This window comes from Nocardioides currus (assembly GCF_003057875.1).
GTDB classification, from domain to species: Bacteria; Actinomycetota; Actinomycetes; order Propionibacteriales; family Nocardioidaceae; genus Nocardioides; species Nocardioides currus.
Map to the genome: position 1 here is coordinate 111,172 of NZ_PYXZ01000013.1, position 15,700 is coordinate 126,871.

10 protein-coding genes are annotated in these 15,700 nt (G+C 73.6%); 3 read left to right on the forward strand and 7 right to left on the reverse strand.

Annotated features, from left to right (window positions below; all coding sequences use genetic code 11):
- Positions 1–2: 2 nt before the first annotated feature.
- The 5 genes from C7S10_RS21555 to C7S10_RS21575 are packed head-to-tail and all read right to left on the reverse strand — an operon-like array spanning position 3 to position 8,151.
- On the reverse strand, positions 3–668 hold the full coding sequence (locus tag C7S10_RS21555; RefSeq protein WP_108346920.1) for a hypothetical protein: 666 nt from the start codon (positions 666–668) through the stop codon (positions 3–5).
- A 49-nt stretch (positions 669–717) separates the two neighbouring features.
- The gene (locus C7S10_RS21560) at positions 718–3,372 is read right to left on the reverse strand and encodes an FtsX-like permease family protein (protein WP_133176584.1); all 2,655 of its coding nucleotides are present in this window, start codon (positions 3,370–3,372) and stop codon (positions 718–720) included.
- Entirely contained in the window at positions 3,369–6,536 is a 3,168-nt protein-coding gene (locus tag C7S10_RS21565) for an FtsX-like permease family protein (RefSeq protein ID WP_108346924.1), read from the reverse strand. Before C7S10_RS21565 ends, C7S10_RS21560 begins: the two co-directional genes overlap by 4 nt.
- Before the next feature lie 8 nt (positions 6,537–6,544).
- Positions 6,545–7,243 (reverse strand): ABC transporter ATP-binding protein, encoded by a 699-nt coding sequence (locus C7S10_RS21570; protein WP_243395531.1) that lies wholly within the window; start codon positions 7,241–7,243, stop codon positions 6,545–6,547.
- Positions 7,240–8,151 (reverse strand): ATP-binding cassette domain-containing protein, encoded by a 912-nt coding sequence (locus tag C7S10_RS21575; protein ID WP_207769512.1) that lies wholly within the window; start codon positions 8,149–8,151, stop codon positions 7,240–7,242. Before C7S10_RS21575 ends, C7S10_RS21570 begins: the two co-directional genes overlap by 4 nt.
- 127 nt (positions 8,152–8,278) lie before the next feature.
- Here C7S10_RS21575 and C7S10_RS21580 point away from each other — a divergent pair, with 127 nt between their 5' ends.
- On the forward strand, positions 8,279–8,503 hold the full coding sequence (locus C7S10_RS21580) for a DUF2630 family protein (RefSeq protein WP_108346928.1): 225 nt from the start codon (positions 8,279–8,281) through the stop codon (positions 8,501–8,503).
- 71 nt (positions 8,504–8,574) lie between these two features.
- On the opposite strand, the gene uvrA is transcribed toward C7S10_RS21580, so the two are convergent.
- Both uvrA and C7S10_RS21590 read right to left on the reverse strand, forming a co-directional pair.
- Positions 8,575–11,025 carry an excinuclease ABC subunit UvrA gene (gene uvrA, locus C7S10_RS21585; RefSeq protein WP_108346930.1) on the reverse strand — a complete coding sequence of 817 codons (2,451 nt, stop codon included), beginning with the start codon at positions 11,023–11,025 and terminating at the stop codon, positions 8,575–8,577.
- Positions 11,026–11,103: 78 nt separating this feature from the next.
- On the reverse strand, positions 11,104–11,643 hold the full coding sequence (locus tag C7S10_RS21590; protein ID WP_108346932.1) for a PadR family transcriptional regulator: 540 nt from the start codon (positions 11,641–11,643) through the stop codon (positions 11,104–11,106).
- A 71-nt stretch (positions 11,644–11,714) separates the two neighbouring features.
- On the opposite strand from C7S10_RS21590, the gene C7S10_RS21595 reads away from it, so the two are divergent.
- Both C7S10_RS21595 and C7S10_RS21600 read left to right on the forward strand, forming a co-directional pair.
- Positions 11,715–13,286 carry a class I adenylate-forming enzyme family protein gene (locus C7S10_RS21595; RefSeq protein WP_108346935.1) on the forward strand — a complete coding sequence of 524 codons (1,572 nt, stop codon included), beginning with the start codon at positions 11,715–11,717 and terminating at the stop codon, positions 13,284–13,286.
- Positions 13,283–15,700, forward strand: a complete 2,418-nt coding sequence (locus C7S10_RS21600) for a xanthine dehydrogenase family protein molybdopterin-binding subunit (protein ID WP_108346937.1) — start codon at positions 13,283–13,285, stop codon at positions 15,698–15,700. The genes C7S10_RS21595 and C7S10_RS21600 overlap by 4 nt, the downstream gene beginning before the upstream one ends.

Genomic DNA, 15,700 nt, shown 5'->3' on the forward strand with positions numbered 1-15,700 from the left:
CCTCATCCCGAGGCCGCGCGGATCTCGGCGAGGGGACGATCGACCCGCTGCGCGCCCGGCCAGGTGAGGTCTGCTCGCTGGGGCGGTCGCGCCCCGCGGCGTACGACGACGCGTGCCCGCCGCTCCAGCAGCCGGCCGGTCCCGGACCCCGGCCCGCTCCACGTGGACTGCTCGACGCTGACCCGGGCCTCGACCCGCGGCCAGTCCCCGTGGACGACGAGGACCGCCGACCTCGTGCGCAGCCGGGAGTCGAGGACGCCGGCGGTGCGCTCGTCGACCGAGGCGGGCGGTCGGAGCACCACCACGCGGAGCACGTCGACCAGCGCGGCCGTCACCTCCAGCCAGTGCTCGCCCGGGTCGGGCACGAGGACGGTGCGCGACAGCTCGATCCCGAGCTCGGCGGCGGCCTCGACGCCGAAGTCGGGGCAGCCCGCGAACCCCACCCACTCGCCCGCCCGAGAAGCACCCGCGGCCAGCGCCAGCGCCAGCGACGCGGAGTCGACGGCGTAGGTCGAGCCCGCGTGCAGGGGCACCAGGTCGACCAGCCCCGGCAGCGTCGGGACCGGCTGTGCGGCAGGCTTGCGCTCCATCGCGGCCATCCGCTCGCGCAGCTGCTCGACGACCGGACGGCCCGGATCGAGCGCGACGGCGGAGCGGGAGGACGACATCCACCCATCATCGAACACCTGTTCGAACGGGTCAAGCGGAGGTCGGAAATCAGGTGCGGAGGAGCTGGGAGAGCGGTCGGCGCCGGATGCGTCGCCACTCGAGGACGGCCACGGCGACAGCAGCGACGACCAGGATCGGCACCACCCCGATCGTCCACCACGACACCTCGACGTCGGTGGGTGACCCCGCGGTGAGGGAGCCGAGCATCGCGTAGGAGCACGCGACCCCCAGCAGCCAGCCGGCGAGCGCCGCGACGGCGACCGGAACGGCCAGCTCGCCCACCAGCACGCGGCGCACCTCGCCCTGCGGCAGGCCCAGCGCGCGGAGCCGGCCGAGGGACCGCGCGCGCTCCGGCGCCTGGGCCGCGGCGGACAGCAGCAGGCCCAGGATGCCCAGCACGAGGAGGAGGACGGAGGACGCGACGGCCAGGTCGATCAGCGCCGAGGGGAGGGGGGCCGTACGCCGCGCCTCGAGCTCGTCGGAGAGCCGCACCACGGAGTCGACGCCGTCCACCCGCGAGGCGATCCGATCGAGCGCGGCGTCCGTGCCGGTGCCGACGACCCAGAGGGTGTCGGGCAGGGCGACGGCACCGGCGGCGGCGAAGGAGTCGGTGTCCACGACGAGCACCGGGGCCGCGGAGGCGTCCACGTCGGGTGCGGTGCCCACCACGTCGATCGGGACGCTCGTGTCCTCCCAGCGGAGGGAGGCCGTGTCCCGCAGGACGGAGTCGCCGCCCACCAGGAGGGCGGGCACCTCGTCGCCGTCCGCGGCGTCGAGCCGGCCGAGCTGGGGCGCGTCCGCGAGATTGCTCGCCGCCAGCAGCGCGGCGTAGTCGCCCGCGTCGACCACGACCAGTCGCACGGCCTGGGACGCGCCGCCGGATGACAGGCGCGCGCCGTCCTCGACCCGTGCGGCCGCGGCGGCGTCCACGCCCGGCTCGTCCTCCGCGTCCTCGGCGAGCTGGGCCAGGTCCGCCTGGGGATCCGCGTCGATGCGTGCGTCGCCACCGACCGACGACAGCGCCGCGGACGTCTGGCCCGCGCGGTCGGACTCGGCCAGCGAGGCTCCCAGGGTGATGCCGGCGACGGCCACCACCACGACGAGCACCGGGAGGGCCCGCGCGCCGGCCTCCCCGATCCGGGCCGCCACGAAGAAGCCGACACCACCCGGCGAGCGACGGGTGGCGCGCAGCGCCCAGCGCACGGGGACCGGCAGCACGCGGAGCAGGACGAGCGCCCCGGCGACCGCCCACCAGGTCGGCGCGCTCGCGGCCGTCACGTCACCGCCGGCCGCACCGTCGCCCGCGACACCCCGCTGCAGGAGGGCCGAGAAGGAGAGGGCGGCCACGAGCAGCACGGCGGTCTCGACGGCGAGTCGACGCAGGAGCCGGGTCCTGGTCGCCGTACGACGTGCGCTGCGGTTGGCAGGCACCCGGCGGGCGCCGGCCCAGACGTCCGCCCACGACGCCCCGAGGACCGGCGAGGCGAGGGCGGCGACGACCGCCACCGGGACGGCCCAGGCCCACCCGGCCGAACCGGTCACGAGCACGACCGCGCCCAGCCCGACCACCGCTCCGAGGACGGCCACCGTGAGCCCCTCGACCAGCAGCTCCAGCCCGATGCTCGCGAGCGAGGCGCCGCGCTGCCGGGCCATGGTCAGCGGATCGCGACGCCGCAGGACCAGCAGCTGCGCCGCGAGGACGAGCACGAGGAGCGTCGCGGCGAGCAGGCCGATCAGGAGCACGTCGGCCCGGCCCCGTGCGGAGGCGATGTCGGCCCGGGCCCGTTCCAACGTCGAGCCGAGCAGGCTGTCCCAGGCGACGTCTCCCCGCGACAGTGACGCCGAGGCCTGCAGCGAGACGATCTCCCGCTCGAGGGACCGCGCTGCCAGCCACCGCACACGGGACGGGTCGGGCCTGAAGGAGACACGACGGGTGAGGTCGTCCGCGGGAAGGACGAGGCGCAGGTCCGCGAGCGACCCGGCGGAGACGAGGGCCGCGGCGGAGGTGTAGGGAAGGCCGTCGGCCGTGCCCTGGACGGGGTGGAGCAGCCGGGCCGACACGTCCCACGCCTCGGCGTCCGGGTCCCCGGGCGTGAACACGCCGCTGACACGCAGCTTCGCCGAGCGGCCCTGCTCGTCCTGGACGGTTCGTCGGTCGCCCGCCTCCAGCTCCAGGGCGTCGGCGACGGTCTGGGAGAGCGCCACCTCCACCAGTCCCAACGCCCTGCGGGGCACGGCGCGCGGTGGGCCGCCCTCGTCGTACGTCACGGCGGGCGCCTCACCCGCCGTGTCGACGAACGCGAGCTGGAGGAGCTTCGTGGGCCCGACCTGACGCACCTGCAGCGTCGGCGTGGTGACCCACGCGACGCCCGGCCGCAGCACGGCGTCGAGCCCTGCTGGGAGCGCCTGTCGCGCATAGTCGGCGTCCTGACGCACCTGCACGGCGGTCGACGGGTCCCTCGTCTTGCCCCGAGGGTCGTCGTACCACGCCGGCAGGGTCGCCACCACCGCCCCGCTCGCGCCCGCGTCGTGCACCGCCGCCGCGATCGCGCGGTCGGCGGCCCGCTCGGTCACGGGGTCCACGGCCGCCGCGAGACCCACGGTGAGCGCCACGACCAGCCCCGTGAGCAGCAGGAGGGGCCAGTCCGCCCGCCACCGCCCGCCCACCGTCGCCGCGTGCGCCCGGGGGAATCGCCTCCTCATCGCGCACCCCGCAGCCGGGAGGGGTCGGAGGCGCGCACGTGCAGCACGGTGAGCGCCGTGGTCACCACGACCGTGCCCCCGAGCAGCCCGCTCAGGAGCAGCAGCTCGCTCGTCCACGGCCAGGCGACGACGGCCGACGGGACGGGCGCCGCACCCAGGTCGGAGCGCACCAGGTCGGGCCCGAGGAGGACCGTGGCGACGACCCCGACCAGGGCGCCCACCACGATGGTCGGCACGAAGAACGCGAGGTGCTCCGCGAGCAGGAGGCGCCGCGAGGACCGGCGGGACAGACCGAGTGCGCGCAGTCGCACCACCTCGGCGGAGCGCCGCTGCCGTTCGGCGCCGAGCACGAGCCCGACGCCCGCGAGGAGGAGGGCCGCCGCGAGCGCGACCAGGGTGAGGAGCGTGGTCGGGACGGCGACTCGCAGCGGTCCCTGCGTGAGCTGCTGCGCGACGTCCTGCCGCAGCGTGACCTCGCCGAGGCCGAGGTCCCGCAGCGCGTCCACCGTCGCCGGCGAGGGGTCGGCCACCCACCACGAGTCCACGACCGGGTCCAGCCGCCCGGCGTCGATGAGGGCTCGCGACACTGCGTCGACGTCGGCGAGCACCGCGACCTGTGCCGGCGCGGACGGGACGGCGGGCACCACGCCGCGCACCTCGAGGGTGAGCGTCGTGCCGTCGACGACGGCGGAGAGGCGGTCGCCGACCCGGGCACCGACGGTGTCCACCAGCGCCTGCGAGGCGACGACGGGGATGCTCGTCGTGGCCGGGAACGCCGTGGCGAGGAGGTCCGCCCCGGAGTAGGAGAAGTACTCCAGGTCGAGGCCGAAGGTCGCGGTCAGCTCGGTCGCGTCGCCATCCTCGGTGGACCGGACGTCCATCGTCGCCCCGGCGACCGGGCTGTCGTCCTGCAACGGCAGCAACCGCCACGGCGGGGGTACGGCGCCCTCCCGACCCGTCGCCGGGACGTCGACGACGACGGCCACCTCGGTGCGGTCCCTGGTCGGCTCCTCGCCCGCGTAGCCGTCGAGCTCGAGGCGGAGACCGACGAGGCGCAGCCCGGGGTCGAGCGGCGCGAGCCACCGCACCGGATGGGCGGCGCCGTCGAGCGGCAGCACACCCGCGGAGACGGTGCTGCGGAACCCGGAGCCGTCCTCGACGACCGCGGTCGGCACCGCCGTGAGGGCCGTGCCGGGAGCGCTCTCTCCGCGCAGCGTGACGGGCTCGCCGCCGCCGGGCAGCGGCACGCCCGCGACCGCCGTGTCGGGTGCCAACCCGCCCCCGGCCTCGGCCCAGCTCCGGTCCTCGCCGGTCCGACCGCGCAGCAGAGCACCCGACTCACGGGTGTCGACGGCCAGCAGCACGGGGCGCGACGCGTCGGTCCCGACGAAGCGACCGAGGGCCAGCGGCCGGTGCACGACCGGGGAGACGGTCGACTCCGCGTCGGTGGCCTCCTCGACCCGGGCGGCCTCCGCCGTCCCGGCCGGCGCGGCGAGCGCGAGGGCGAGGTCGGTCCCGACGCGCAGGTCCGCCTGGTCCACCTGGGACCGCTCCCAGGTCGAGCGCAGGGCGACCCCGAAGACGGCCGCCGCCACGGCCGCGCCGACCAGCACCATCGCCGTACCCGCATGCGGTCGGCGGGCAGCCTGCTGCGTCGCGAGGGGCCAGACGAACGAGCGAGACCTGGTGCCGACGCCGGCGGCCCGGACGAGGACAAACGGCACGAGGCGCACGCCCAGCACGGTCAGGGCCGCGATGGCGAGCACGGGCGCCACGGTCAGGGTGACGTCGTTCGAGCCGGCTGCCGTGGGGGACTGGGAGCGCAGCTGCCACCACGCGAGTGCGGCGGCCGCCAGCAGCAGGGGACCGGCACCGAGCCGCGCCAGCACGCTGCGTCGGGTCGCGGGGCCCGGGTCGGTGACCCCGCCCAACGTGGTCGCGACAAGCGTCGTGGTGAGGAGGACGGCGGCCGCGAGCACCGCCGCCACCAGCGGCCACGTGAAGGCAGGTCCGCGGGCGAGGCCGGCGGCGGCGAGGTCCGGGAGGTGCGTCAGGCGCGCGTGCATCACCGCGGCCGCAGGGACGGCGAGCACCGTCGCCACGAGGGAGAGGAGGAGCGCCTCGCCACCTGCCGCCGCGATCCGCTGGCGCCGGCTCAGGCCCATCGCCACCAGGAGGTCACGCTCGGCCTCACGCACCGAGGCCACGAGCCACCCCGCCAGCAGCGCGGCGGCCAGGGCGAGCGCCACCCCGAGCAGCAGCACCACCAGCACGGTGGCCCGGGTGCTGTCCTGCTGCGCGTGCAGCCGGGCCAGGGTCACCGACAGGTCTGAGGCGACCCGAGTGAGCCGCGCCCGGTCGCCCGCGCCGGCCGCGAGGACGCCCGACGCGTCGTCCAGGCCGTCGACCACGCCCCTCAGCGCGGAGTCGGTGGCCCGGGCCGGGCTCGGGTGGCCGGTCACGCGCAGGCCGCCCACGGACGACCCCGTCGCGAGGAACGACGTCTCCGTGACCACGAACGGGCCGTAGGTCGGCGCCGCCTCGAGACCGTTGCTGTACGTGGCCGAGAAGCCGGCGCCGGAGAGCGGGTCGCCCTCCCAGTCGGCCTGCGAGCGCGGGCGGAAGGTGCCGACGACCTCCACCGTGACGGGGTCGTCGAGCCCGCCGAGGCCGATCTCCCGGCCGAGCACCAGCTCGTCGCCGAGGGCGAGGTCGAGCAGCCGGGCGGTCGTGGCCGGCACCACGGCTTCGTACGGCGCGGCCGACTCGCCCGGCCACCGGCCCGAGACGAGGACGGCTCGTGACTCCAGGTCGTCGGTCGTCGTCAGGTAGGCCTGTCGCTCACCGTCCTCGAGCAGCCGCAACCGGGACACGGCCGTCGTCTCCAGGCGCGGGTCTGTCGCCGCGAGGACGTCGCCCACCACGCGATCCGCCTCGTCGCGGACGTCCGCGACGTCGTCGCCGGCCAGCTCGACGACGTACGCCGTCACGCTCAGGTCCGAGGGCTGGGACCGTTCGACGGCGACGTGGAAGGCCCGGTCGGCCGTGGTGGTGAGCACGAGCGAGCAGACGCCGACGAGGGTGGCGGCCGTGGCCACCAGCAGGACGACGGAGGCGAGCAGCCGTCGCTGCACCGACGCTCGCCGCAGCACCAGGCCCAGCACGGTCCGCCTCAGCCGCCGACCCGGCCGTCCGAGATCGCGAGGACCCGGTCGGCGAGGGCCATCAGCACCGCGTCGTGCGTCGCCACGACGGCGGTCACGCCCTCGGACTCCACGACCGCGCGCAGCAACGACATCACGGCCAGCCCGGTCTCCGTGTCGAGCTGGCCGGTGGGCTCGTCGGCCAGCAGGAGGCGCGGCGACCCGGCGAGCGCGCGGGCGATCGCGACCCGTTGCTGCTGGCCACCCGACAGCTCGCCCGGCCGCTGGCCCGCGTGGTCGCGCAGGCCCACGAGGTCGAGTAGCAGCTCGACGCGCTTCTCCCGGTCGGCGACGGGCGTGCGCCGCAGCCGCAGCGGCACGCCGACGTTCTCGGCCGCGGTGAGCGCCGGGATGAGCCCGAACGTCTGGAAGACGTAGGACACCGAGTCGCGCCGCAGCGCGCTGAGCCCGTCCTCGTCGAGGGTGGTGACCTCCGAACCGTCGATCCGCACCGAGCCGGAGTCGGGGCGGTCGAGGCCGCCGAGCAGGTTGAGGAGGGTGGTCTTCCCCGACCCCGAGCGACCCACCACGGCCACCATCTCGCCGGGTGCGACGTCGAAGGAGACGTCGCGCAGCGCTGGCACGGCGGTGGCGTCGGTGCCGTAGGTGCGGGTGAGCCCGCGCACCTGCACCATCGGTCCTGCCAACGGCTCGGCGGGGTCGCTCACGCCCCCTCGCCGCGGTCCGAGCGGATCTCGACGTGGTCGGCGGCGAGCGCCAGCCGGACCCGCCGGGTGAGGTCCAGCGCCTCGCGGTAGTCCCGGGGAAGCTGCACCCGACCCGCACGGTCCATCACGGCGTACTCCTCGGCCGTGGCCGGCGCATCGTCGGTCTCCTCGCTGCGCAGCACCTCGCTGCTGGTGCGACCGTCACGGATCGCGACGGTCCGGGCGACCTGCCCGCTCACCGCCGCGTCGTGGGTGACCACGACGACGGTCGTCCCCAGCTCGCGGTTGACGGTGCGCAGCGCGGCGAACACCTCGGCGGCCGTCTCGCTGTCCAGCTCGCCGGTCGGCTCGTCGGCCAGCAGCAGCTGCGGTCGGTTGGCGAGCGCGACCGCGATGGAGACGCGCTGCTGCTCACCGCCCGACATCTCGACGGGACGCCGGTCGGCGCAGTGCGCCACCCCGAGCAGCTCGAGCAGCTCCGCAGCACGCGATCGGCGTACGCCGCGGCGCTCGCCCGCGATCGTCATCGGCAGGTCCACGACCTGGCCGGCCGTGAGGTAGGGCACCAGGTTGAGCGCCGCCTGCTGGCGGACGAACCCGACGACGTGGCGCCGGTAGTGCACCTGCTCGGAGCGGGACAGCTCGGTGAGGTCGTGACCCGCGACCCGGGCGCGTCCGGCGGTCGGGGCGTCGGCGCCGGCCAGCACGTTGAGGAGCGTGGACTTGCCCGACCCGGACGCGCCGACCAGGGCGATCAGCTCGCCCTCGTGCACGAGCAGGTCGAGCCCCTGCAGGGCCTGCACCTCGACCGTCTCGGTCTGGTAGATCCGCACCACGTTGTCGCACACGACCAAGGCGTCGTGCCCGAACTCGAGTCCGTGGTGGGGAGCGGCGGGAAGGGTCAGCACCGGTCCACCACCACTTGTCCTCCCTCGGCACGCGCTGCGCGATGCTAACAGCCGGTGGCGGGCACGACCGGCCTCGACGGCCCGGATGGCTGGTGACGAACCGCCGGGGAGGTGTCATGGTGGACGCATGGCCGACGAGGACATCATCAGCAGGATCAACGCGCTCGTGGACGAGGAGCACCGACTGCGGTCCGGGTCGGGCACCGACCGCGAGCGGCTCGAGGCGCTCGAGATCCAGCTCGACCAGTGCTGGGACCTGCTTCGCCAGCGGCGCGCCAAGCGCGAGTTCGGCGCACCCGAGTCCGAGGCGCACGTGCATCCGGCGGAGACCGTGGAGAAGTACCTCTCCTGAGGCATCCGCTCCGACCGGGTCTGCTCGCCCGCGGAGGGCGGCGCGGCGGTCGCCGCCGCTCGGAAGCAGGCTCATGAGCCTGATCGTGGTCGAGCAGCCAGCCGGCGCGCGAGGTACGGCGCCGTGGCACTGCCCGCTGCCGATGCGATGTCGGTGGGGGTGCCGGTCGCGATCACCCTCCCACCCGCATCGCCACCGCCCGGGCCGAGGTCGATGACCCAGTCGGCGGTGGCGATGGTGTCGAGGTCGTGCTCGACGAGGACGACGGTGTTGCCGGCCTCGACGAGCAGGTGCAGCTGTCGCAGCAGCAGGTCGATGTCGGCGGGGTGAAGGCCGGCGGTGGGTTCGTCGAGCAGGTACAGCGCGTGGCCGCGCCTGGCGCGCTGCAGCTCGGTGGCCAGCTTGATGCGCTGGGCCTCTCCGCCGCTGAGCTCCGTCGCGGGTTGACCCAGCCGCAGGTAGCCCAGCCCCACCTCGCGCAGGGTCTCGAGGCTCCGGGAGGCCGCAGGCACATCCACGAGGAACGTCGCCGCGTCGTCGACCGTCATCGCCAGCACGTCGGCGACGGTCCTGCCCTCGTAGGTCACCTCGAGCGTCTCGGCGTTGTAGCGAGAGCCATGGCAGGTCGGGCAGGCCGCGTAGGTCCCGGGCAGGAACATCAGCTCGACCGCCACGAAGCCCTCGCCCTGACAGGTCTCGCACCGGCCCTCGGCGACGTTGAACGAGAACCGACCGGCGCCGAAGCCGCGTGCCTTCGCCTCGTCCGTCGCCGCGAAGAGCTTGCGCACTGCGTCGAACATCCCCGTGTAGGTCGCCAGGTTGGACCGCGGGGTCCGTCCGATCGGGCGCTGGTCGACCAGGACCAGGCGGTCGAACGCCTCGAGCCCCGACGCGTCCCCCACCTCGACGTCGAGGTCGGCCTGCTCGGGGTCCTCCGGTGCCAGGCCCAAGTGGCAGCGCACGAGCTCGGCGAGCACCTGCGTGACCAGCGTCGACTTGCCCGACCCGGAGACCCCGGTCACCGCCGTCAGCACGCACAGCGGGATGTCGACCGACACGTCGGCGAGGTTGTGCCGGGAGACGCCGCGCAGGTGCAGGTGGCCGTGCGGCGCTCGCGGGGCGTGGTCGAGGGCGTCCGCGCGCCCGAACAGGTGCCTGCTGGTGGCGGACTCCTCGACGTGCTCCAGGCCGGCCACCGGGCCGCTGTAGAGCACACGACCACCGCCGTCCCCCGCACCCGGACCGATGTCGACGACCCAGTCGGCGCGTCGTACGACGTCCATGTCGTGCTCGACCACGAAGAGGGAGTTGCCGGACGCCTTGAGCCGGGTCAGCACGTCGAGCAGCGGCTCGGCGTCGGCGGGGTGCAACCCGGCCGACGGCTCGTCCAGGACGTAGGCGACGCCGAACAGGCCCGAGCGCAGCTGGGTCGCGATGCGCAGGCGCTGGGCCTCGCCGGGCGACAGGGTGGTCGAGGACCGTCCGAGGCTGAGATAGCCCAGGCCCAGGTCGAGCAGCACCTCGATGCGCGCGACCAGGTCGGCGCAGATCCGCACCGCCACCTCGTTGGTCTCCTCGGGCAGCTCGGCGACGGGCCGCAGGACGGCGACCACGTCCGTGAGGGACATCGCGTTGACCTCGGCGATGGAGTGCCCGGCCACGGTGACCGCGAGCGCCTCGGGTCGAAGCCCGCTGCCGTGGCACGCGGGACAGGGCACGCTCCGCACGAACCGCAGTGCGCGGTCGCGCATCCGTTCGCTCGTGGAGTCGGAGAGCACGTGCATGACGTGCTTGCGGGCGCTCCAGAACTTCCCGTGGTAGCCGTGGTCGATGCGGTCCCGCTGGGGCTTGATCAGCACGGAGGGCTGCTCGTCGGTGTAGAGCAGCCAGTCCCGGTCCTTCGTGCTCAGCCTGCTCCACGGCCTGTCGATGTCGATGCCGAGCCCGCTCACGATGCTGCGGAGGTTGGCGCCCTGCCAGGCTCCGGGCCAGGCCGCGATGGCGCCGTCGCGGATGCTCAGGGACGGGTCCGGGACGAGGAGGTCCTCGGCCACGTCGTGCACGACGCCCAGCCCGTGGCAGCGCGGGCAGGCTCCGGCGGCTGTGTTCGGCGAGAAGGCCTCGGCCGCCAGGTGCGCGGCGCCCGACGGGTAGGTCCCCGCTCGTGAGTAGAGCATCCGGAGCAGGTTCGACAGGGTCGTGATCGTGCCGACCGTCGACCGGGAGCTGGGTGCACCCCGCCGCTGCTGGAGGGCCACGGCCGGCGGGAGTCCGGTGATCTCCTGCACGTGCGGAGCGCCGACCTGGTGGAGAAGCCGTCGTGCGTACGGCGCGACGGACTCGAAGTAGCGACGCTGCGCCTCGGCGTACAGCGTGCCGAACGCGAGCGAGGACTTGCCGGAGCCGGAGACGCCGGTGAAGGCGACCATGGCGTCACGCGGGATGTCCACGTCGACGTGGCGCAGGTTGTGCTCGCTGGCGCCGCGCACGTGCACGAAGGTGTCGCTCGGGTCGTAGGTCATGATCCATCTTGACCCTCGGTGCGCGGGCCGGCGTCGGCACGTGGCTGAGGTGCGGCGAGGACGACCCGGAGCCGGCGGCTACGAGCCGCTTCGCTCCTTCTCCAGCCGTCGCCAGAACTCCAGCGCGGCGTACTCGATCTCGAGCCCCAGCTGGAGGGGCACCATGCGGTCGGCGACCTCCTCGCGCTCGGAGAAGCGGGCCTGGATGGACTCGTAGACCTCGATGCGGTCCTGGTGCTGGAGGATCTGCTCACGCGCCAGGTTGAGCACGTCCTCGGGCTGGGCGAACTCGCCGAAGAAGAGCTTGAGCTCGGCGACGTCGCGCACCTGGAGCTGCTCGGTGGTGGGCTCGGCCAGCCAGGTGCACAGTGCGTCGCGGCCCTCGTCGGTGATGGAGTACGTCTGTCGGCGTCTGCCCTCGGACTCCACCTCGAGGTCGAGCAGGCCCAGCTCCTCGAGCCGCTTGGGCTCGGAGTAGAGCTGGGCGTGCGGGAAGGGCCAGAAGTAGCCGACCGAGTGGTTCACGGCGCGCTTGAGGTCGTACGACGTGCTCGGCCCGCGCATCGCGACCATGCCGAGCACGACGTAGGACGTGGTGGTCAGCTTTCCCATTGACATGGTCCGGATCGTACCGTAGCGTGCGTGTCGTTCGAAACAGACGGTATGAATCAGACGATCGGATCGGGACCATGGATCTTGCCACCGCCTTCCGATGGACCACGGAGCGCTACCCCCATCGCCGGGCCGTCGGCGGTCCCGTTCCCATGACGTATGCCCAGTGGGACGCACGGACAGACCGGGTCGCACGTGCCCTCGTCGCCCTCGGTGCCACACCCGGGACACGGGCGATCTTCCTGCTCCAGGGCGGGGAGCCCCTCGCCACGTTGCACCTGGCGGCGCAGAAAGCCGGCATCGCCTCCCTCCCGCTCTCCACCCGGTTCGGCGCCGACGAGCTCGCCTACTGCATCTCCGACTGCTCGCCGGTGCTGATCGTGGTCGACGAGACCACCCACGACCTGGTCGCACTGGCGTTGGAGAGCGTCGAGCAGCCACCCGCTGTCGTGTGGGCCGGCGCCGCTGCCGACGCACCTCGCGGCACGATGTCGTTGTCGGCCGAGATCGAGCGCACCAGCCCCGGCCCGGTCGGCTTCGTGCCGAGCGAGGCCGACATCAGCGTGATGCTCTACACCTCGGGCACCACCGGTCGCCCCAAGGGGGTGCCCCGCACGCACTTCGCCGAGTTTCAGTCGGCGCTCGCCCACCTGCTGCAGACCGGGCACGCTCCGGGCGAGGCGACCCTCGGTGTGATGCCCCTCTTCCACACGATGGGTCTGCGCAGCCTGCTGGCCACCGTCCTCGCCGCCGGGACCTGGGTGCCCCAGGCGAAGTTCGACGCCGAGGCGTCGCTCGAGCTGATCGTCAGGGAGAGGATCGGCGCGCTCTATCTCGTCCCGACCATCTTCTGGGCACTGCTCCAGACCGGCCGCCTCGCCGAGGCGACGTCGGTGCGCAAGCTGGCGTACGCCGGGGCGTCGATGACTCCCACGCTGGCCGAGGGGCTGGGGGAGACCCTGAACCCCGAGCGGTTCGTCAACCATTTCGGCAGCACCGAGATCTACACGTTCTCCATCGGCCCCGACGGCGTCGCCAAGCCCGGGTGCGCCGGCCGGGCCGGGGTCTTCTCCAGGCTCCGGCTCGTCGATCCTGACCCGGGCGCCCACCCCGACGACGTCGTCGCCGACGGCGAGCAGGGCCAGGTGGCGGTCTCGATGGCGAGTCCCGAGGCGTTCGCCGGATACTGGAACCGACCGGACGCCGACGCGAAGTCGATCCGCGACGGGTGGTACTTCACCGGCGACCTGGCCACCACCGACGAGGACGGCGACCTGTGGGTCGCGGGACGCGTCGACGACATGATCAACTCCGGCGGGGAGAACATCTACCCCGAGGAGATCGAGAACGCCCTCGCGAGGTGCCCTGACCTGGACGAGGTCATCGTGGTCGGCACGCCGCACGACAAGTGGGGCCACGCGGTCACCGCCTTCGTGGTCGGACCTCGCGGTGTCGACCCGGCCCACACGCTCGCGGCGGTCGAGGCCTACGTCCGCGACGCCTCCGGGCTGCCGTCGATGAAGCGCCCCAAGCGCATCGTCGTGGTCGACCGGATCCCGAGGTCCGCCGTCGGCAAGACCCTTCGCCGGCACCTCGTCGCCGGCGACTTCTCGGCGCTCGCGGACTCCACCGGTACGGCGCCGCGATGAGCGCGCCGAGCAAGACCGGACCGAGCCGCATCGAGGACGCCGCCCTGCTGACCGGGCAGGGGCGCTTCCTCGACGACATGGACCCGCTGCCCGGCACCCTGGTCGCCACCGTCGTGCGCAGCCCCCATGCGCACGCCCGGATCACGGCAGTGCACCTCGACGCCGCGCGCCGGCACCCGGGTGTGGCCGCCGTGATCGGTCCGGACGAGGTCCTGGCCACCCTGCGGCCGTTCCCGCTGTCGGTGAAGGCGCCGACGCCCTACTACCCGACCGCGACCGACAAGACCCGGTTCGTGGGCGAGCCCGTGGTGGTGGTCGTGGCGACCGACCGCTACTCCGCCGAGGACGCCGCGGAGCTCGTGGAGATCGACTACGAGGTGCTCCCGGCCGTCGTACGGACGGATCAGGCGCTCGAGGACGACGCCCCCCGACTGCACGACCAGGCCGACAGCAACGTCGCCACCGATCGGACCTTCACGTTCGGCGAGGTCGACGCCGCCTTCGACCGAGCGGCTCACACCGTGACCGGCCACTACTCGTTCCCGCGCTACTCCTCCATGCCCATGGAGTGCTACTCCGTCGTCGCCGACTGGCAGGACCGCGCCGACGGACCGGAGGTCACCGCCTGGTCGAACTTCCACGGACCGTTCTCGATGGCCCCGGTCGTGGCCGGCTGCCTCGGCATCCCGACCTCGTCGCTGCGGCTCGTCGTCCCGGCCGACATCGGTGGCAGCTTCGGCATCAAGTCGGCCGTCTACCCCTACATCGCGCTCATGGCACTCGCGAGCAAGCATGCCGGCCGGCCGGTGCGCTGGACCGAGGACAGGCTCGAGCACCTGCAGGCCAGCTCGTCGGGCTCCGACCGGTTGATGACCTTCTCGGCGGCGGTCGACGCCGACGGAGTGATCAGCGCCCTGCGCGTCGACCTGGTGGACAACGTGGGCGCCTACCTGCGTCCCCCCGAGCCCAGCACGCTCTACCGCTGCTTCGGCAACATCACCGGCGCCTATCGCATCGACGAGGTCGAGATCCGGGCCCGTGCCGTCGTCACCAACAAGGCTCCGACCGGACTCAACCGCGGGTTCGGCGGTCAACAGCTCTACTTCGGCCTCGAGCGGCTGATCGACGACATCGCGGTCGAGCTCGGGCTCGACCCGGCCGATGTCCGCCGTCGCAACCTTCTCCACGCCGACCAGTTCCCGCACGCCACGCCCAGCGGGGGCATCTACGACAGCGGTGACTACCACCGCGCCTTCGAGCTGGCCCTCGAGAACGTCGACTACGAGCGGTTGCGCAAGGAACAGGCCGCAGCCCGCGCCGACGGAGAGTGGATGGGCATCGGCATGGCCACGATCGTCGACCCGTCCGCCACCAACATCGGCTACGTCGGACTCGCGACGCCGGTGCAGGACCGGACGGCCAGACGGGGCAAGTCGGGCTCGACCGAGCACGTGCGGATCAGCGTCGACCTGCAGGGCGTCGTCTCGGTGCTGCTCGGCACGGTCCCGCAGGGACAGGGCCACGCCACCGTGGCGCGTGACATCGTCGCCCAGCACCTCGGACTTCCCGTCGAGCAGGTGCGGCCGCGTGTCGAGATGGACACGGCCAGCACCCCGTGGACGATCAGCTCCGGGAGCTACTCCTCCCGGTTCGCCCCGCTGCTGACCAGTGCGCTGCTCGAGGCCGCCGACGGGATCGCGGCCACCATCAGGCTCGCGGCAGGGGTGCTGCTGGAGGCCGACCCCGACTCACTCGAGCTGGCCGACGGCCACGTGCGCGTGATCGAGGACCCCGATCGGGCCGTCGAGTTCAGGCACGCCGCCGGGCTGGTGCACTGGGACCCGGGCTCGCTGCCCGACGGCGTCGCGGCGCGACTCTACGAGGAGGCGGCCTTCACCCCGCCGCAGTCGAAGGCGGCCTCCCGGACCGACCAGATCAACTCCAGCCTCTGCTACGGCTTCGTGGCCGAGGTGGTGGTCGTGCGGATCGACCCGGAGACGATGCGGGTCTCGATCGAGAACGTCTCGAGCGTGCACGACGCCGGCACGATCTTGAACCAGACGCTGCTCGACGGCCAGATCCACGGTGCCCTCGCGCAGGCCCTCGGTGGCGCGTTGTACGAGGAGATGACCTACTCCGACGCGGGGCAGCCGACCGCCGGCACCTTCATGGACTACCTGTGCCCCACCTCGGCGGAGTCGTGCTTCCCCCTGGTCAGCGACCACGTGGTCACGCCCTCGCCGCTCACGCGACTCGGCGCGAAGGGATCGGGCGAGGGCAGCTCGATGAGCCTGCCGGTCGCGATCGCCAACGCCGTCGCCGACGCGCTGGCGCCCGAGGGCGTCGCGATCAGCTCGCTTCCGCTGCACGGAAACGTCCTTCACCAACTGCTTCACCAGACGAAAGGAACCTGA